Source organism: Emticicia sp. TH156 (genome assembly GCF_002855535.1).
Lineage (GTDB): Bacteria > Bacteroidota > Bacteroidia > Cytophagales > Spirosomataceae > Emticicia > Emticicia fluvialis.
Genome location: NZ_PKRS01000002.1, coordinates 400,770 through 416,935 on the forward strand (window position 1 = coordinate 400,770; position 16,166 = coordinate 416,935).

Here is a 16,166-nt window from a genome sequence, read left to right on the forward strand (position 1 = left end):
TAAATTTACTTCAATAATAAAGCGTAATTTTTTAAAAATCTGAACAAAAACTCACATGAAAATTGCAGTCGTTGGAACGGGATATGTTGGTCTGGTTACCGGCACCTGTTTTGCTGAAACAGGGAATCAGGTTACATGTATAGATATTGACAGCCGTAAAGTTGAAAAACTTAACAAAGGCAAATTAACCATTTATGAGCCAGGCCTTGATGTAATATTTGAGCGCAACACCAAAGAGGGGCGTTTGACTTTTACAACCAACCTTGCTGAGGGCATTAAAGACGCCCAGGTTATTTTTCTTGCTTTGCCAACCCCTCCGGGTGAAGACGGCTCAGCCGACTTAAAGTATATTCTTGGGGTAGCCAACGACCTGGGCCCTCTGTTAGAAAACTATACCGTAATTATAGATAAAAGTACTGTACCTGTAGGAACAGCAGAAAAAGTACATGACCGCATTGCGGCCAACGCTAAGGTTGAATTTGACGTAGTTTCTAACCCTGAATTCTTAAGAGAAGGGGTAGCAGTAGAAGACTTTATGAAGCCAGACCGCGTAGTAATTGGCACAAAATCAGATAAGGCGAAAAAAGTAATGGAAAAACTATATGCTCCGTTGGTTCGTCAGGGTAACCCAATTATTTTCATGGACGAGCGCTCTGCGGAGATGACCAAATATGCTGCCAATGCGTTCCTTGCCATGAAAATCACGTTCATGAACGAGATAGCCAATCTTTGTGAAAAAGCCAATGCCAATGTAGATGACATCAGAAGAGGTATTGGTACCGACAGCCGTATCGGTAAGCGTTTTTTGTTTGCAGGTATAGGCTACGGTGGTAGTTGTTTCCCTAAAGATGTTCAGGCCCTTGAAAAAACGGCTAACGATTTTGATTACGATTTCAGAATCCTGAAATCGGTAATGAAAGTAAACGAAAAACAAAAAACTAAGCTGGTAGCCCCATTGAAGAAGTACTTCAACGGAGACCTGAAAGGAAAAACCATTGCCATGTGGGGGCTTGCTTTTAAACCGCACACTGACGATATCCGTGAGGCACCGGCATTGTATAACATAAAAGAGCTAAGAAAAGCAGGTGCTAAAGTGGTTGTATATGACCCTGAAGCAATGGAGAACGTGCGTGGCGTAGTAGGCAAAAAAGTAAAATATGCTAAAAACCCATACGAAGCAATTCAGGATGCTGATGCATTAATGATAATGACAGAGTGGCCTGAGTTCCGCACGCCTGACTTTGAAAAAATGGATGGCAAACTAAAAAATAAGGTAATTTTTGATGGCCGTAACCTTTATGAACTAAAAGACATGAAAGATTTGGGCTATACTTATTACAGTATTGGTAGAGATACCGTAGAGGCATAAGTTAAATCAGAAAACTATCAGGCTTAGATCCCCTATCCTGCTTAGTTTTCTGATTAAAACAAAGTAATCAGGGGAAATTCAATATCATTTTATGAAAAGAGTACTCATTACAGGGGGCGCCGGATTTTTAGGCTCTCACCTATGCGATAGATTTATCAAAGAAGGCCATTACGTAATTGCCATGGATAACCTTATTACCGGCGATTTGCGCAATATTGAGCATTTGTTCAAGCATCCTAATTTTGAATTTTATCATCACGATGTCAGTAAGTTTATACATGTGCCGGGTAGTATTGATTATATCCTGCATTTTGCATCGCCAGCCAGCCCGATTGACTACCTGAAGATTCCGATTCAGACACTTAAGGTTGGGTCTTTGGGTATACATAATTGCCTTGGCCTTGCACGCGTAAAAAAAGCCAGAGTTCTTATTGCCTCTACTTCTGAAGTTTATGGAGACCCGCTCGTGCATCCTCAAAATGAAGAATACTGGGGGCATGTAAACCCGGTTGGCCCAAGAGGTGTTTATGACGAAGCCAAACGCTTTCAGGAAGCCATGACTATGGCCTATCATACCTATCATGGGCTTGAAACAAGAATTGTACGTATATTTAATACCTATGGACCACGTATGCGCCTGAACGACGGCCGAGTATTGCCCGCATTTATTGGCCAGGCTTTGCGAGGTGAAGATTTAACGATTTTCGGTGATGGCTCGCAGACACGCTCGTTCTGCTACGTTGACGACCTCGTTGAGGGTATCTATCGTTTGTTGCTGTCAGACTATGCGTATCCGGTTAATGTCGGTAACCCGGCTGAAATAACCATTAAGCAGTTTGCCGAAGAAATCATTAAGTTAACCGGTACTGACCAGAAGATTGTTCATAAGCCACTGCCAAAAGATGACCCCAAGCAACGTCAGCCAGATATTACCAAAGCAAGGGAAATATTAGGTTGGGAGCCCAAAGTAAGCCGTGCAGAAGGTTTAGCCATTACTTATAACTATTTCAAAAGCCTGCCGAAAGAAAGGCTCTACGAAGAAGCCATTCATCGTGATTTTGAAAAGAAATAAATGACAAAACCGGAGGCGCTCAGTCTCCGGTTTTTATTTTAGAAACTTTTTATGAAAGTTTTTATGCCGTAAGCGCAGTATTTGCCACCACAAGGTAGGCTTACCTGACAGCCGGTAAAGATGACGTATCGACATTTTATTGAAAACTCGTACATTTACAAACGTTTTCAACATACAAACTGTTTTAGAATCAAAAACAGTATTATTATTAACAGAATGAAGTTAGACCGAATAGAAGATGCCATTGAGGATATACGCAATGGAAAGATAATTATAGTAGTAGACGACGAAGACCGCGAAAACGAAGGAGACTTTATTTGTGCTGCCGAGAAGATTACCCCCGAAATGGTAAATTTCATGATAAAAGAAGGCCGCGGCCTGATGTGCACACCCATAACAGCCAAACGCTGCGATGAACTGCAGCTAAGCATGATGGTTGGTAAAAACACAGCACAACACGAAACAGCGTTTACCGTCTCAATTGATTTACTGGGCAACGGTTGTACCACAGGTATATCAGCCAGCGACCGCGCCAAAACCATTCAGGCGCTGGTTGACCCGGCAACTAAGCCTGAGGATTTCGGACGACCTGGGCATATTTTCCCGTTGAAAGGGGTTGACGGCGGTGTTATCAGAAGATCTGGTCATACTGAGGCTGCCATTGACCTGGCTACACTGGCAGGACTAAACCCCGTTGGTGTTTTAATAGAGATTTTGAACGAAGATGGCACAATGGCCAGATTACCCGAACTACGAGAAATTGCAGATAAATTTCAGCTAAAACTGATAAGCATCAAAGATTTAATTGAGTATCGCCTTCAGAAAGAATCACTCATTAAAAGAGAAATTGGTGTTCAAATGCCTACAGAGCACGGTTACTTTGATATGATTGCCTATCGCCAGCTTGATAACGAGCAGTTGCATCTGGCCTTAATTAAAGGCACCTGGGAGCCAGACGAACCAGTTATGGTACGGGTTCACTCGTCATGCGTTACCGGGGATATTTTCGGTTCTTGCCGCTGCGACTGCGGGCCTCAGTTACATGCCGCAATGGATATGGTTCAGAAAAACGGCAAAGGCATTGTATTGTATATGAATCAGGAAGGCCGCGGCATAGGGCTGCTGAACAAACTGAAATCGTATAAATTGCAGGAAATGGGAAGAGACACCGTAGAAGCAAATCTTGAGCTTGGCTTTAAAATGGATGAACGGGACTACGGTGTAGGAGCCCAGATTCTTAGGGACTTAGGCGTTAAAAAAATCAAACTTATCTCTAATAATCCGAAAAAAAGAGCGGGTTTAATAGGATATGGGCTCGAAATTGTTGAGAACATAGCCATAGAGATTTCTTCTAACCCTTATAACGAAAAATACCTGCAAACCAAACGCGATAAAATGGGGCATAAGATTATGGGAGCTTAAAATATTAGGCGTGCATAACAATTTCTTAATACCAAAAAATAGTACTTAATCAATAATTTTCATTAAATATTCTATAAAATATTTAATATCAAGCACTTATGTAAATAAAACACATGGGTGCTTGTTTTTTTTAGGGAAAATTTTTAAGACCTTTGTCAAGGCAATATAATCTGCTTGATGAATTTTACTTCGAACATTTCTAACTCCAAAAAAAACATGATGCAAAAATCTACTTTTTTGCGAGGAGCGTTTAGTCTCCTTGTTGGAATTCTATTTGCGTTTCAAGGCTTTGCTCAGGTTACAACCTCATCTATTACAGGTTTGGTTACTGACACCAAGGGCGATGGCCTACCCGGTGCAACTGTAGTTGCAGTGCACGTACCCTCAGGTACAAAATACGGAACCGTAACTAACGCAACCGGCCGTTACACTATTCCAGCCGTACGTATCGGTGGCCCTTATAAAGTAACTTTTACTTTTGTTGGCTTTAAAGACCTTGTAAAAGAAGGCATTATTGCCAATCTGGGTTCAGCTGCCAACGTAGACGCATCGTTAAGCGACGAAGGAACGATTCTTGACGAAATTAAAGTTACTTCAAGCCGGAGTGACATTTTCAGTTCTGACAGAACGGGTGCCTCTACTACCATCAGTAAACAAGCACTGCAATCATTACCAACCATCGGTAGCCGCTCAATAAACGACTTCACCAAATACAACCCGCAAGGTAACGGTCGTTCTTTTGGTGGTCAGGATAGCCGTTTGAATAACTTTACCGTTGACGGTTCGGTTTTCAACAATGGTTTTGGTCTTGGCTCTGAAGCGCAAGCAGGTGGCCGTACCAACTCTACTGCCATCTCTCTTGATGCCATTGAAGAGGTACAAATCAACGTTGCCCCGTTTGATGTTCGCCAGTCTGGTTTCGTAGGTGCTGGTCTGAACGCCGTAACCCGCTCAGGTACTAACGAAGTAACAGGATCTGTTTATCACAGTTTCCGTAACAACAGCAAAACTTTTGTTGGTACAAAAGCGGAAGGCTTCCCGGTTACTTCAGGTACATTCGACGAGAAAGTTTTAGGATTCCGTGTAGGTGCGCCTATCATCAAAAACAAATTGTTTATTTTCGTGAATGGTGAGTTCCAGAGAAGAACTGTACCTGCCTCAGCATTTGTTGCCAAAGGTTCTACCGCAGGTAACCCTACACGTGTTGAAAAAGCCGATATTGAAGAAGTTAGCGCATTGGTTAAACAGAAATTCGGATATGAAACAGGCCCATACGAAAATTATGATGACGAAACCTCTTCAGATAAGTTTCTTGCCCGTTTAGACTACAACATTAACGATAAACACAAAGCTACTGTACGTTATACTTTCCATAACTCACAAGACTACGTAACTATCAGCAATAGTTCATCTGCTGGTTTTGGTAACCGTATAACAGCCAACTCATTGTCGTTCAAAAACTCTGGTTATTTTATTCAGGATAACACCCGCTCTATTGTTGGTGAGTTGAACTCAACTTTTGGCGGTAAAGCTGCCAATAACTTCATTATTGGTTATGACCACCAAAATGAAGACCGCGCTTACGCCGGCTCTATGTTCCCTACCATAGACATCCTAAATAACAATGCCACTTATATATCAGTTGGTTTCGACCCATTTACGCCTAGCAATAAGCTAAACTATGGTACTTTCCATATCACTGATAACTTTACGCTTTTCAAAAACAAGCACACGCTTACTTTTGGTACTAACTACGAGAACTACAAATCAAATAACTTGTTCTTCCCGGCTTCTAACGGTGTGTGGGTTTACAACTCTTTAGACGATTTCAGAAAAGCCATGAACGGCGATAACAGCGTTGTAGCTAATATGTTCCAGTATCGTTACTCAGCTTTACCTGGTGGCGCTGAACCATTACAGGTATTGAAAGTTAATAAGTTTGACTTATATGCTCAGGATGAATACCAGGTGTCTCGTACTTTCAAGTTAACTTATGGTGTGAGAGCCAGCGTTATTGCTTTTGGAAATACAGCTCTTGAAAATTCTGTTATATCTGCCCAGACATACAAAAATATGGATGGCGCTTCTTACAAGGTTAACACAGGTACTTTACCAGATGCCAAAATTCTTTGGGAACCACGCGTAGGCTTTAACTGGGATGTAACCGGCAACCGCAGTACGCAGGTACGTGGTGGTACAGGTATTTTCACAGGCCGCCCTCCGTATGTATTTGTATCTAACCAGATTGGTAACAATGGTATCCTGACAGGTTTTATAGACCAACGCAATACCTCGGCATTCCCGTTTGTTAAAGATGCAAGCGTTTATACGCCTCCAACGCCAACGTTGCCTTCTACGTTTGATATTGCCGCTACAGACGCCAATTACAAATTCCCGCAGGTTTGGAAAACAAACATTGCCGTTGACCAGAAACTTCCGTTTGGTTTAGTTGGGTCGGTAGATTTCATCTACAATAAATTCCTTAACTCGGTATTGTATTTTGATGCTAACCTTGAAACAGCCACAGGCAAATTCAACGGCCCTGATACCCGTGACCGTTTCCCGGGTTCTGGCTTAACAGGTTCTAACCTTAATAACGCTATCCGTATCAACGATAACGTATCTCGTGCAGCTATTCTTACAAGCAAAAATGCAGGTGAAAACGTAATGTTGACTTTCAAACTTGAAAGACCATGGACAAAAGGCTTCTACGCGATGTTTGCCTATACTTATGCAAAAACCCGTGACCTGATGAGTGCCGGTTCAATTGCCTCTGGTTCGTTTACAGGTGCCAGAAGTGTAAATGGTAACAACAAACTTGGTTTATCATACAGCGACAACGACATACCTCACAGATTGGTAGGTACTGCCAGCTACAGAATTGAGTACGGTGGTAAGTTTGGTGGTGCAAGCCAGGTTTCATTAGGTTATGTTGGTGGCACCGGTACAGGCCGTTACTCTTACACCATTGCAGGTGATATGAACGGCGATGGTATTGCAGGTAATGATCTTCTGTTTGTACCTCTTAAAGCCTCCGATTTAAGATTCGTTAACACTACTGTAAGCGGTACTACTTATACTGCCGAGCAACAAGCAGCGGCTTTCGACAAATTTATTGATCAGGATCCTTACCTGAGCAAAATGCGTGGCAAATATGTTGAGCGTAACGGTGCTATCCTACCTTGGTTACATCAGTTCGACTTGTCGTACATTCAGGAGTTCTTCGTGAACGTTAAAGGTAAACGTAACACTTTCCAGATCAGAGCTGATATCCAGAACTTTGGTAACCTGCTTAACGGAAACTGGGGTATTGGTAAATTTGTAAGCAACGCATCGCCTCTTGCTTTTGCTAGTGTTACAACAGACGGTATACCTCAATACAGATTAAACACGCAAACATCAAGAACCACAGATGGTAAAACGATTACTACCAAAACTGAGTTATTGAAAGATACTTTCCAATCAAGAAGCTCAGCAACTGATGTTTGGAATGCACAGTTAACCCTTCGTTACATCTTTAACTAAGATTAAACGAATACCAGAAATAAAGGAAAATCCTGCCTCGAAAGAAGCAGGATTTTTCCTTTTAAGAAGGCTCCATTACATCGATTGTTAATAAACTGAAGTGTTGCTTATAGACTTACATGAGCAAAAAAATCCTGCCCCGGCCGGCAGGATAACGGTGTGCATTGTAAAGCCTCATTAAGCTGATATTTCTGAAACCTCATCGTCACTGAATTTTGCCCCAACCGGTGGCCGGTAGGCCTGGAAAGGAATTTTCAGTAAACTGCCCAGGCGGTCGTTCTCTTCAGGTTTCATGTGCGTATCTATACCATACACCAGTTTGGTGCGGTCGAGCGTCTTGAAAGTACCTAAGAGCCTGTCCCAAATCGAAAATATATTTCCGTAATTAGAATCTGTATAAGGCTGAACATAATGATGATGTACCTTATGCATATCTGGCGACACCAGCACCCAGCTCATGGCGTTATCGAGCCATTTTGGTATCACAATATTGGCATGGTTAAACTGCGATAATAGTACTGATATAGACTGATACATGAAGACCATCCACATGGGCGCTCCGGCAAGCACAACCCCTACTGTAGTAAATATGAACCTGAAGACACTTTCGCCGGGGTGATGCCGGTTAGCAGAGGTGGTATCTACATGTGTATCTGTATGATGTACCAGATGAAACCGCCACATCCATTTTACCTTATGCTCTGCCCAATGCACAAACCATGCACCAATCAGGTCGAGAAGCATTAGCCCAAGCACAGTGTACAACCATAAAGGCATTTCAGGTAACCATTGTAACACTCCGAAATGATTGGCAACGGCCCAGTCTGAAGATTTAAGGAGTATAAACGCCAGAACAAAATTAATAACAACCGTAGTAAGCGTAAAGAATATATTGATACCGGCATGCTTAATTTTGTTATATTTAAAGCTGAAAAGCGGCACAGCACTTTCAATGAGCCAGAAGAAGGCGATCCCTCCTACCAGTATGGCGCTGCGATGCGACGAAGGAATTGTTCTGAAATATTCAATTATGTTTTCCATAAATCAACAATTGATAAGTAGGTAGAGTTAAAATCTAAAGCCGAAGAAATTTAGCCAGAAATAAAATTTTTACAAAATATTGGCTACAATTTATTATATTTTTTCTTTAATTTGTAATATTAACTATTCACACATTACTAACCTAATTAGCCGGTATGCAAAAATGCATTTTCCTTGACAGAGACGGAGTACTCAATGAAGACAAGGTAGATTATGTTTATAAACTAGAAGATTATATTATACCTGAAGGTGTTGTAGACGGATTAAATCTGTTGAAAAATGCCGGCTACCTGCTTATTGTAATAACGAATCAGGCCGGTATTGCCAAAGGACTTTATAGCCGTGAAGACGTAATGAATTGCTATGATTTTTTACAAAGCCAATGTGGCGGTGTTATTGACGATATTTATTTTTGTGCGCATCATCCACAATATACTTCTGAGTCGTTACTTCGCAAACCAGATTCTCTCATGCTTGAAAAAGCCATGGCAAAATATAATATTGATGCAGCGCACTCTTACATGATCGGCGATGCCGAAAGAGATGTAAAGGCAGGAATAAAAGCAGGAGTAAAAACTATACATATTGCCACAGGTAAGGAAAATACCCAACTGGCCGATTACAGTTTCAGTAATCTTCTTGAGGCATCAAAATTTATAACTGAAAACCCGGCCTGATAATATTTGAGGTGGTTTATGACCTTAACCATAAACCACCTCTGCTATTAACAATGGCTTTTCTCAGCTACACTCTTTGGGGTAGTTTTACCGTATGCCGGGCATTGCTGACGGCGGCATGAGGCCATCAATGCACCTGCTAAAAGAAAAAGAATGAGTACTTTAGCCTTCATTTTGTATTACATATCAGTTCTAATCAAAACGCTTAAATCCTCAGTTTATTTTATACCAGTGCATCTTCTGCGGTTTTCTTGTTCTTTTTTGCAGATCCGTTACCCGGTATGGTGTGGGTCTCTTTCTTTTTGCTAGACTTATAACCCAGTATTTCCATCATTGAGTTGCTTTCCTGTTCATCTGCAAAGAGTTCTGTAGTTATATTTCCTTCAGCATCCAGATTCACTAACACGTGCTGCGGAGCCGGAATCAGGCAGTGCTGAATACCCCCATAACCGCCCAGCGATTCCTGATAGGCGCCTGTATGGAAAAACCCTATATACTGGTCTTCGTTCTCAATATCAAAAATGGGCAGGTATAAATCTTCTGAGTGGGCTTCTGTATTATAAAAATCCTGGGAGTCGCAGGTTAATCCGCCCAGATTTACCTTTTCATAGGGGCTGTCCCAGTTGTTAACAGGCATCATGATGTACTTCTGGCCAATACCCCATGAGTCAGGCAGCTGAGTAATAAATGAGCCGTCAATCATATACCATAGCTCACGGTCATTTTGTTGTTTTTTATCAATTACTTTGTAAATAACTGCGCCGCTTTCGCCTACTGTATAACTCCCGAATTCTGTAAAAATATGGGGTACAGGAACATTATTTTTATTACAAATCCACTGAATATTCTCAATAATTTCGTCAATCATTGCCTGGTAATCATAATTAAACACCAGCGAGGTCTGAATCGGCAGCCCCCCTCCAATGTCTATCGAATCAAGGTCCGGGCACATCTTCTTCATTTCGCAGTATTTAAACATAAAGCGTGTCAGCTCAGACCAATAGTAAGCGTTATCTTTTATACCTGCATTGATAAAGAAATGCAGCATTTTTAGCTTAAAATTAGGATTAGGCTTAATTTTATCCTTATACAAATCATTGATGTCGCTATACCTAACACCCAGCCTTGAAGTATAAAAAGCAAAGTTGGGTTCTTCATCAGTGGCAATTCTTATTCCCAGATTTACTGTTTCTGCCTTAGAGTTCTGAAGATAATAGTCAATCTCTTTCAGGTTGTCCAGAATCGGAATACAATTTACAAAGCCGTCATTATGCAGAGCCGATATACCTTCCAGATACTTAGGTCTTTTATAACCATTGCATATAATATAGGTATTTTCATTGATTTTCTCTTCTTCATACAACGACCTGATGATGTCAATGTCAAATGCAGAAGAGGTTTCAAGGTGAACGTTACTTTTAAGGGCCGTTTCTATAACAAACTTGAAATGCGATGATTTCGTACAGTAACAATAGGTATAGCTTCCTTTGTAATTATATTTTTTCATGGCATTTCTGAAAAGCAACTTTGCGTTTTCTACATGCTCTGAAATTTTAGGCAAATAACTGATTTTAAGAGGAGTGCCATACTGCTTAATAATATCCATCAGTGGTACGTTATTAAACATCAGTGTATGTTCTTCATCAACACCAAATTCCCTCGTCGGAAATTCAAAAGTTTGTTCTATTAGATCTATGTAACGTTTCATCTCTAAGTAAAATGCATAAAATTTTTAAAGGTTTTGTAATGTTAACGCCTATCTCTGACTAAAATAGTGTGCAAATGTGATATAAATTTAACAACTTTGCAACTGATATTTGTAACACAGTTTTAATACCTGTGGTTCATATTTTTTTATTACTTTTATTTTTTGCAATTATCACCTGAAACCCCCGAAGACAGGTACTTGAAAAAGTCTGGGTTTGTGAAATACTTATTATAAATGAGCCAAAAAATTCACTTTATCGCTATAGGTGGCGCTGTGATGCACAACCTGGCCCTTGCGCTACAAAAAAAAGGATATATCGTAACCGGTTCAGACGATGAAATAAACGACCCTTCAAAAAGCCGCCTGGCTGCTGCCGGTATCTTACCAGCTGAATTAGGGTGGTTTCCTGAAAAAATAACAAAAGATCTAGACGCTGTCATATTAGGAATGCATGCTTTTGCAGATAACCCCGAGTTAGCAAAAGCCCAGGAACTCGGCCTGAAGGTGTATTCGTTCCCGGAATATATTTATGAACAAAGCCTTAATAAACTAAGGGTTGTAATTGCGGGCAGTCATGGCAAAACAAGCATTACCAGTATTATTTTACATGTATTAAAATATCATAATAGAAAGTTTGACTATCTGGTAGGAGCTCAGATTGAAGGTTTTGACATTATGGTAGACCTGAACGACGACTCGCCGGTTATCATTATTGAAGGTGACGAGTATCCGGAGTCAAAAATACATCTCAAATCTAAATTCCTATTCTATCATCCACACGTGGCGCTTATCAGCGGTATAGCCTGGGACCACTTCAATGTTTTCAAAACTTTTGATAGTTATGTAAGCACTTTTGAAGAACTGGCAGACGGCCTGCCTAAAGCCGGAGCCATTGTGTATGATGAAACCGACGATATAGCCAAAGTAATTGGTGAAAAAGACCGTGCCGATGTAGCTAAACTTCCGTATAAAGCACATCCTTACAAGGTTGAGAATGGTAAATGCGTGCTATTGGTGGGAAAAACCGAAGTGCCACTTGAGATTTTTGGCGAACACAACATGAAAAATCTCAATGGCGCCAGGCTCATACTAGACCGTCTGGGTATTTCAGACGAACAGTTTTATGAGGCTATCAGGCATTTTAAGGGAGCATCTAAACGTTTAGAAAAACTCGGCGAAAATGCCAATACACTTGTATTCAGAGACTTTGCGCATGCGCCTTCTAAACTGAAGGCTACTACCCATGCCACCAAAATGCTGTACAACAACCGCCGGCTTATAGCCTGCTATGAACTACATACATTCAGCAGCCTGAACAAAGATTTTCTACCGCAGTATGAAGGCACAATGAACGATGCCGATGTGGCCGTGGTTTTCTACTCGCCTCATACTTTAGAAATGAAGCGTCTACCGGCAATTTCAGCAGATGAAATAAAGGAAGCCTTTGGCGACGATAACCTGCTGGTATTTACAGAGCGAGAGCAGATAGTTGATTACCTGCTTGAGCAAAACTGGTTTCAGACCAACCTGTTAATGATGTCGTCTGGCACATTTGGCGGACTGGTTCTGCCAGAACTCACTAAGCGGGTTCTTGAAAAAGAGGTAAAAGAAGAGTTTCCGAAGGTAAAGGTAATATCGCAGAGTAAAGAATCTAATTCGTGGTCAGGTCTGCTTTCGCAATTCAAAAAAGTATTTGATTCAGAATAATACCGGCAGGTAGAGGCACTCCTGGTTGCCTCTACCTCTATTTCAAAAACGCCCAGAGTTTTCTGGTCTTCAGGTAATTTAAGTCTTCCTGGTTGGCGTAGGCCTCTTTCTCAAAACCGATTCTTCTGTAGGCTGTCCACCATTCGCCACATCGTAAATAATGATACAGCCACTCGGCAACATACCAGATATAAAACGGTATCACTAACAATTCCAGTTGCTGGCGAATATGTATCCGCTCATGATTAATCAGGACCTTATCCGGGTTCCGGGGTCTGACAATAATAAACGGAAAAAGCGTAATTCCGTTTATTCTACTGAGAGGTATTCCTTTAATAATAATCATCTGGTCAAAAATAAGAAGTATTTTGTTTATTAGAAACATTCTGTTTTTCATCAGCCATTTATGTTAATTTTCGAGCATTTAAAGCCGATTATCACAAAATAATTAGGAAACTATCCAATCCTTTCACACCTTTACGGCAACATTTAAACCCATTAACTAAACCAATCAATGAAAAAAGTAAGCTTTTTCGTATCGGCATTTCTGATTAGCACCCTATCTTTTGCCCAAACAGCCGAAGACGTTATTAATAACTATGTAAAGGCTATCGGTGGTAAAGAAGCTATATCAAAACTGAAAGATTTAACCATGAACCTAACCGGTGAAGTACAAGGTGCAAGCCTTGAAGTAGTGGTGCAAAAAAAATCACCCGGTAAATTTCTGCAAGCCATCAGCGTAGTGGGTATGGGAGAAGTTCAGAAACAAGTGTATGATGGCACCAAAGTGCGCGCCTCTGGTATGCAAGGCTCAGAAGATATTACTGACCCTGAAAAAGTAAAAGCGGTAGCCATGCAGGCATATATAGCGCCTGAGGCAGAATATACCAGCCTTGGTGCCAAACTGAACTATGTTGGTAAAGAAAAAATCAACAATGCAGATGCACACAAAATTGAGGTAACTATAGGAGCAGTTAAAATGACCGAATATTATGATACTACTACCGGCCTGAAGGTGCGTCAATCACTTACTGCCGAGACTCCGATGGGTTCTCAAACCATTATTACTGATTTCAGCGACTACAAAGACGTAAGCGGTGTAAAAATGCCATATAAACTGAATCAGGATTTAGGAATGGCTCAGTTGGAACTAAAAGTTGATAAAATTACCGTAAATACTAACCTGGCAGACAGCCTGTTTGAAATTAAGTAAAACAATGCCTGAAATATTTTTTAAAAAGAGGAATAGCCTGCTGGGCTTATTCCTCTTTTTTTGCAGTTATGCCCATGCGCAAAACCGCTATGAATTTATACATCCGCAAATGGGCACTATGTTCAGAATTATACTGTATGCCGCAGATTCTACTCAGGCACTCAGGGCATCTCAAAAGGCGTTTATCCGGTTAGATACCCTTAATATGCTATTGAGCGACTACCGCGAAGACAGTGAAATAAATACCCTTTGCCGCACATCCGGCTCTGGCGCTTTTGTAAAAGTCAGCAACGATTTATGGCGTATCACACAAGCCTCAATAGAGGCAGCCCGCCTTACCGATGGCTATTTTGATATAACTATTGGGCCTATGACACAACTGTGGCGCCGTATGAAACGCCAGCAGCAATTGCCAACCGATAAGCTGATTGAAGAAGCCCGTGCAAAAGTTGGCATTGAAAACATAGTACTTCATAAACAGGAACAGTCTGTTATGTTAAAGAAAAAAGGCATGCGGATTGATTTTGGAGGCATTGGTAAGGGTTATGCAGAAGATGAAATGATGAAGACGCTTAAAAATGAGGGAATACGCTCTGCCATGATTGAAGCCGGAGGCAACATTGTGGTCTCTGCTGCTCCGCCAAAAGAAAAAGGCTGGAAAGTAACCATCAACAATGAGGATTACTACCTGAAAAACTGCGGGATTTCAACTTCAGGAGATAAATACCAGTTTGTGGAAATTAATGGCAGGAAATATTCGCACATACTAGACCCCAAAACCGGAATAGGCACTACAGAACCTAAACAGATTACGGTTATTACCAAAGACGGCACCAGCTCTGAGTGGCTTTCGAAAGGAATATATCTGATGAGTAATGAAAAAGGACAAAAACTGGCCAGAAAATTGAAAGCAAGGGTTTTCTGATATTACTGTTTACCGTCTTTCAATGAATAAGTAAGTTTATTTATAGTAAATACCTCCCGGTTAATCAGGCTGTTATCTTTTCTGATGGTCTGGTATCCATAAACCAGAAAACTGTGACCGTACCACGCTACCAGGCTGGTTCGGTCAGTATCTGTAATTTTCTCCGTTTCGGTGCCTGCTTTTAAGTCGAAGCTGTCAAGGTCTTTTACTTTTTCATTTTTACGTACTATCACTGTCTTTATCTGGTCTTCGTCAGGATACGCCAGTATAAAAAAATCGTTCTGATGGGTTATCTGTACCATAGGGTTCAACTCGCCCGATTGCACTTCTTTCAGCGAAACGCTGTTATCCCAGACTAATTTGCCGTGGTGGTCAAACCCGCAAATAATGGCGTGCGTATATCTGAAGTTATTGTACACCTCGCCCCCAATCCTATAATTACGCCAGGTACTTATACTTCCATTAGATGGAGACTTATATTCAGGATAGAATACTTCGGCTACCATTAACCATCCATCGGGTGTGGGTATTATGTTGTGCAAAAGTAAACGGTTGCGGAGCTTCACTTCTTTACCCTGCTGTTTTTTTTGTCTTATTTTCGCTTTTATCTTTTCTTCTTTTCTTGGTTTCAAAAAGCTGAAAAAATTATCCAGGTCAGAAAAATCTATATATTGAATTTTAGAGTCATGGTCGAGCCTCTGCAGATAAAACCCGATTGATAGAGGAGAACACCCCTCGGCATAATTACCCAAAAGTAAAGGGGAGCCGTTGGCCATTGTCAGAATCTTGCCTGAAATGGGCGTTTTCTGTTTGTCGCCCAGATTTAAAGTCCGCAAATGTTTACCCTCATAAGAGTAAGTTTTTACTATGTACTGGCAATTTCTATCGTTTTTCAGCATCACCAGTAGCAAGCCATCCTCATAATTTACGTCCATCTCGCTGATTGACAAATGATTGGCGTGGATTTCTGGTAAAACTCTTGAGGTTTTATCGAAGAAATTAAACATTACAACCACCGGGCGGTCGTTAAATTTGCCACCTATATATCCTTTACTCTGCAATACCACAAAATGGTCTATATCCATATTAGTAAGCAGATTGCCCTCAATATAGGTTTTGTCGCCGGTTTCAAGGTCAAGCCTTAAAACACCTATATCTGTCTTTTCACGTTTTTTAAAAAGACTAAACAAAAAACGCTCGTTCTGAAAAGTTCTTATTAAGTTAAACTCATCTTCAACGGCAAACGGAGTTTTCCATAATTCAACCAGGCTACTGTCATATCTCACAAAATCGATGCTCTTTTTGCGCTTGTATAAGTCTTCTTTTGAATGAAACAGCAAAACGCCCTGTTCGCCTAACGAATACAACTGGTGTTCTTCTTCAGTGCTACTGGCCAGGTCCAGCTCAATTCTTTTCCCCTGCATGAGCTGAGCGCTTGCATCTATGGAAAACAGCCATAAAAATAATAGAGCCAACAGGTAAAGTCTATCAGTGTTTTTCATAAAGC

At 40.9% G+C, this 16,166-nt stretch carries 13 protein-coding genes; 8 read left to right on the forward strand and 5 right to left on the reverse strand.

Translation table 11 applies throughout. The annotated features are described in order from the left end of the window. The first annotated feature begins 55 nt into the window (after window positions 1–55). From C0V77_RS05665 to C0V77_RS05680, 4 genes are all read left to right on the forward strand, one after another. Window positions 56–1,369: a UDP-glucose/GDP-mannose dehydrogenase family protein gene (locus C0V77_RS05665; RefSeq protein ID WP_101725354.1), complete on the forward strand. Its 1,314-nt coding sequence runs from the start codon at window positions 56–58 to the stop codon at window positions 1,367–1,369. Window positions 1,370–1,460: 91 nt separating this feature from the next. Continuing rightward, window positions 1,461–2,441, forward strand: a complete 981-nt coding sequence (locus C0V77_RS05670) for a UDP-glucuronic acid decarboxylase family protein (RefSeq protein WP_101725355.1) — start codon at window positions 1,461–1,463, stop codon at window positions 2,439–2,441. Between the two features lie 207 nt (window positions 2,442–2,648). After that, window positions 2,649–3,863: a bifunctional 3,4-dihydroxy-2-butanone-4-phosphate synthase/GTP cyclohydrolase II gene (locus tag C0V77_RS05675; protein WP_101725506.1), complete on the forward strand. Its 1,215-nt coding sequence runs from the start codon at window positions 2,649–2,651 to the stop codon at window positions 3,861–3,863. Between the two features lie 216 nt (window positions 3,864–4,079). After that, on the forward strand, window positions 4,080–7,388 hold the full coding sequence (locus tag C0V77_RS05680; protein WP_101725507.1) for a carboxypeptidase regulatory-like domain-containing protein: 3,309 nt from the start codon (window positions 4,080–4,082) through the stop codon (window positions 7,386–7,388). Window positions 7,389–7,565: 177 nt separating this feature from the next. Here C0V77_RS05680 and C0V77_RS05685 read toward each other — a convergent pair whose 3' ends face one another. Continuing rightward, the gene (locus C0V77_RS05685; RefSeq protein WP_101725356.1) at window positions 7,566–8,429 is read right to left on the reverse strand and encodes a sterol desaturase family protein; all 864 of its coding nucleotides are present in this window, start codon (window positions 8,427–8,429) and stop codon (window positions 7,566–7,568) included. A 155-nt stretch (window positions 8,430–8,584) separates the two neighbouring features. Between C0V77_RS05685 and C0V77_RS05690 the strand changes: the two genes are divergently transcribed. Continuing rightward, window positions 8,585–9,106 carry an HAD-IIIA family hydrolase gene (locus C0V77_RS05690; protein WP_101725357.1) on the forward strand — a complete coding sequence of 174 codons (522 nt, stop codon included), beginning with the start codon at window positions 8,585–8,587 and terminating at the stop codon, window positions 9,104–9,106. Between the two features lie 47 nt (window positions 9,107–9,153). Here C0V77_RS05690 and C0V77_RS23460 read toward each other — a convergent pair whose 3' ends face one another. Further along, the gene (locus C0V77_RS23460) at window positions 9,154–9,279 is read right to left on the reverse strand and encodes a hypothetical protein (RefSeq protein ID WP_255408950.1); all 126 of its coding nucleotides are present in this window, start codon (window positions 9,277–9,279) and stop codon (window positions 9,154–9,156) included. Between the two features lie 50 nt (window positions 9,280–9,329). Then, the gene (locus C0V77_RS05695) at window positions 9,330–10,814 is read right to left on the reverse strand and encodes an arginine decarboxylase (protein WP_229236206.1); all 1,485 of its coding nucleotides are present in this window, start codon (window positions 10,812–10,814) and stop codon (window positions 9,330–9,332) included. 234 nt (window positions 10,815–11,048) lie between these two features. Between C0V77_RS05695 and murC the strand changes: the two genes are divergently transcribed. Beyond that, window positions 11,049–12,521, forward strand: a complete 1,473-nt coding sequence (gene murC / locus C0V77_RS05700; protein ID WP_101725358.1) for a UDP-N-acetylmuramate--L-alanine ligase — start codon at window positions 11,049–11,051, stop codon at window positions 12,519–12,521. 37 nt (window positions 12,522–12,558) lie between these two features. Here the strand turns inward: murC and C0V77_RS05705 are convergent, their stop codons facing one another. Next, entirely contained in the window at window positions 12,559–12,918 is a 360-nt protein-coding gene (locus C0V77_RS05705) for a hypothetical protein (protein WP_229236207.1), read from the reverse strand. A gap of 117 nt (window positions 12,919–13,035) precedes the next feature. On the opposite strand from C0V77_RS05705, the gene C0V77_RS05710 reads away from it, so the two are divergent. Then, window positions 13,036–13,734: a hypothetical protein gene (locus C0V77_RS05710; RefSeq protein WP_101725359.1), complete on the forward strand. Its 699-nt coding sequence runs from the start codon at window positions 13,036–13,038 to the stop codon at window positions 13,732–13,734. Between the two features lie 4 nt (window positions 13,735–13,738). Next, window positions 13,739–14,659 (forward strand): FAD:protein FMN transferase, encoded by a 921-nt coding sequence (locus tag C0V77_RS05715; RefSeq protein WP_101725360.1) that lies wholly within the window; start codon window positions 13,739–13,741, stop codon window positions 14,657–14,659. 2 nt (window positions 14,660–14,661) lie between these two features. Here C0V77_RS05715 and C0V77_RS05720 read toward each other — a convergent pair whose 3' ends face one another. Beyond that, window positions 14,662–16,161 carry a hypothetical protein gene (locus tag C0V77_RS05720; protein WP_143706012.1) on the reverse strand — a complete coding sequence of 500 codons (1,500 nt, stop codon included), beginning with the start codon at window positions 16,159–16,161 and terminating at the stop codon, window positions 14,662–14,664. Window positions 16,162–16,166: the final 5 nt, after the last annotated feature.

What these genes read in the sequence shown, in the direction of transcription:
- murC (WP_101725358.1), top strand. Translation starts at nt 11,049, where the DNA reads ATGAGCCAAAAAATTCACTTTATCGCTATAGGTGGCGCTGTGATGCAC.
- C0V77_RS23460 (WP_255408950.1), bottom strand. Translation starts at nt 9,279, where the DNA reads ATGAAGGCTAAAGTACTCATTCTTTTTCTTTTAGCAGGTGCATTGATG.
- C0V77_RS05715 (WP_101725360.1), top strand. Translation starts at nt 13,739, where the DNA reads ATGCCTGAAATATTTTTTAAAAAGAGGAATAGCCTGCTGGGCTTATTC.
- C0V77_RS05665 (WP_101725354.1), top strand. Translation starts at nt 56, where the DNA reads ATGAAAATTGCAGTCGTTGGAACGGGATATGTTGGTCTGGTTACCGGC.
- C0V77_RS05690 (WP_101725357.1), top strand. Translation starts at nt 8,585, where the DNA reads ATGCAAAAATGCATTTTCCTTGACAGAGACGGAGTACTCAATGAAGAC.
- C0V77_RS05680 (WP_101725507.1), top strand. Translation starts at nt 4,080, where the DNA reads ATGATGCAAAAATCTACTTTTTTGCGAGGAGCGTTTAGTCTCCTTGTT.
- C0V77_RS05710 (WP_101725359.1), top strand. Translation starts at nt 13,036, where the DNA reads ATGAAAAAAGTAAGCTTTTTCGTATCGGCATTTCTGATTAGCACCCTA.
- C0V77_RS05685 (WP_101725356.1), bottom strand. Translation starts at nt 8,429, where the DNA reads ATGGAAAACATAATTGAATATTTCAGAACAATTCCTTCGTCGCATCGC.
- C0V77_RS05695 (WP_229236206.1), bottom strand. Translation starts at nt 10,814, where the DNA reads ATGAAACGTTACATAGATCTAATAGAACAAACTTTTGAATTTCCGACG.
- C0V77_RS05720 (WP_143706012.1), bottom strand. Translation starts at nt 16,161, where the DNA reads ATGAAAAACACTGATAGACTTTACCTGTTGGCTCTATTATTTTTATGG.
- C0V77_RS05705 (WP_229236207.1), bottom strand. Translation starts at nt 12,918, where the DNA reads ATGAAAAACAGAATGTTTCTAATAAACAAAATACTTCTTATTTTTGAC.
- C0V77_RS05670 (WP_101725355.1), top strand. Translation starts at nt 1,461, where the DNA reads ATGAAAAGAGTACTCATTACAGGGGGCGCCGGATTTTTAGGCTCTCAC.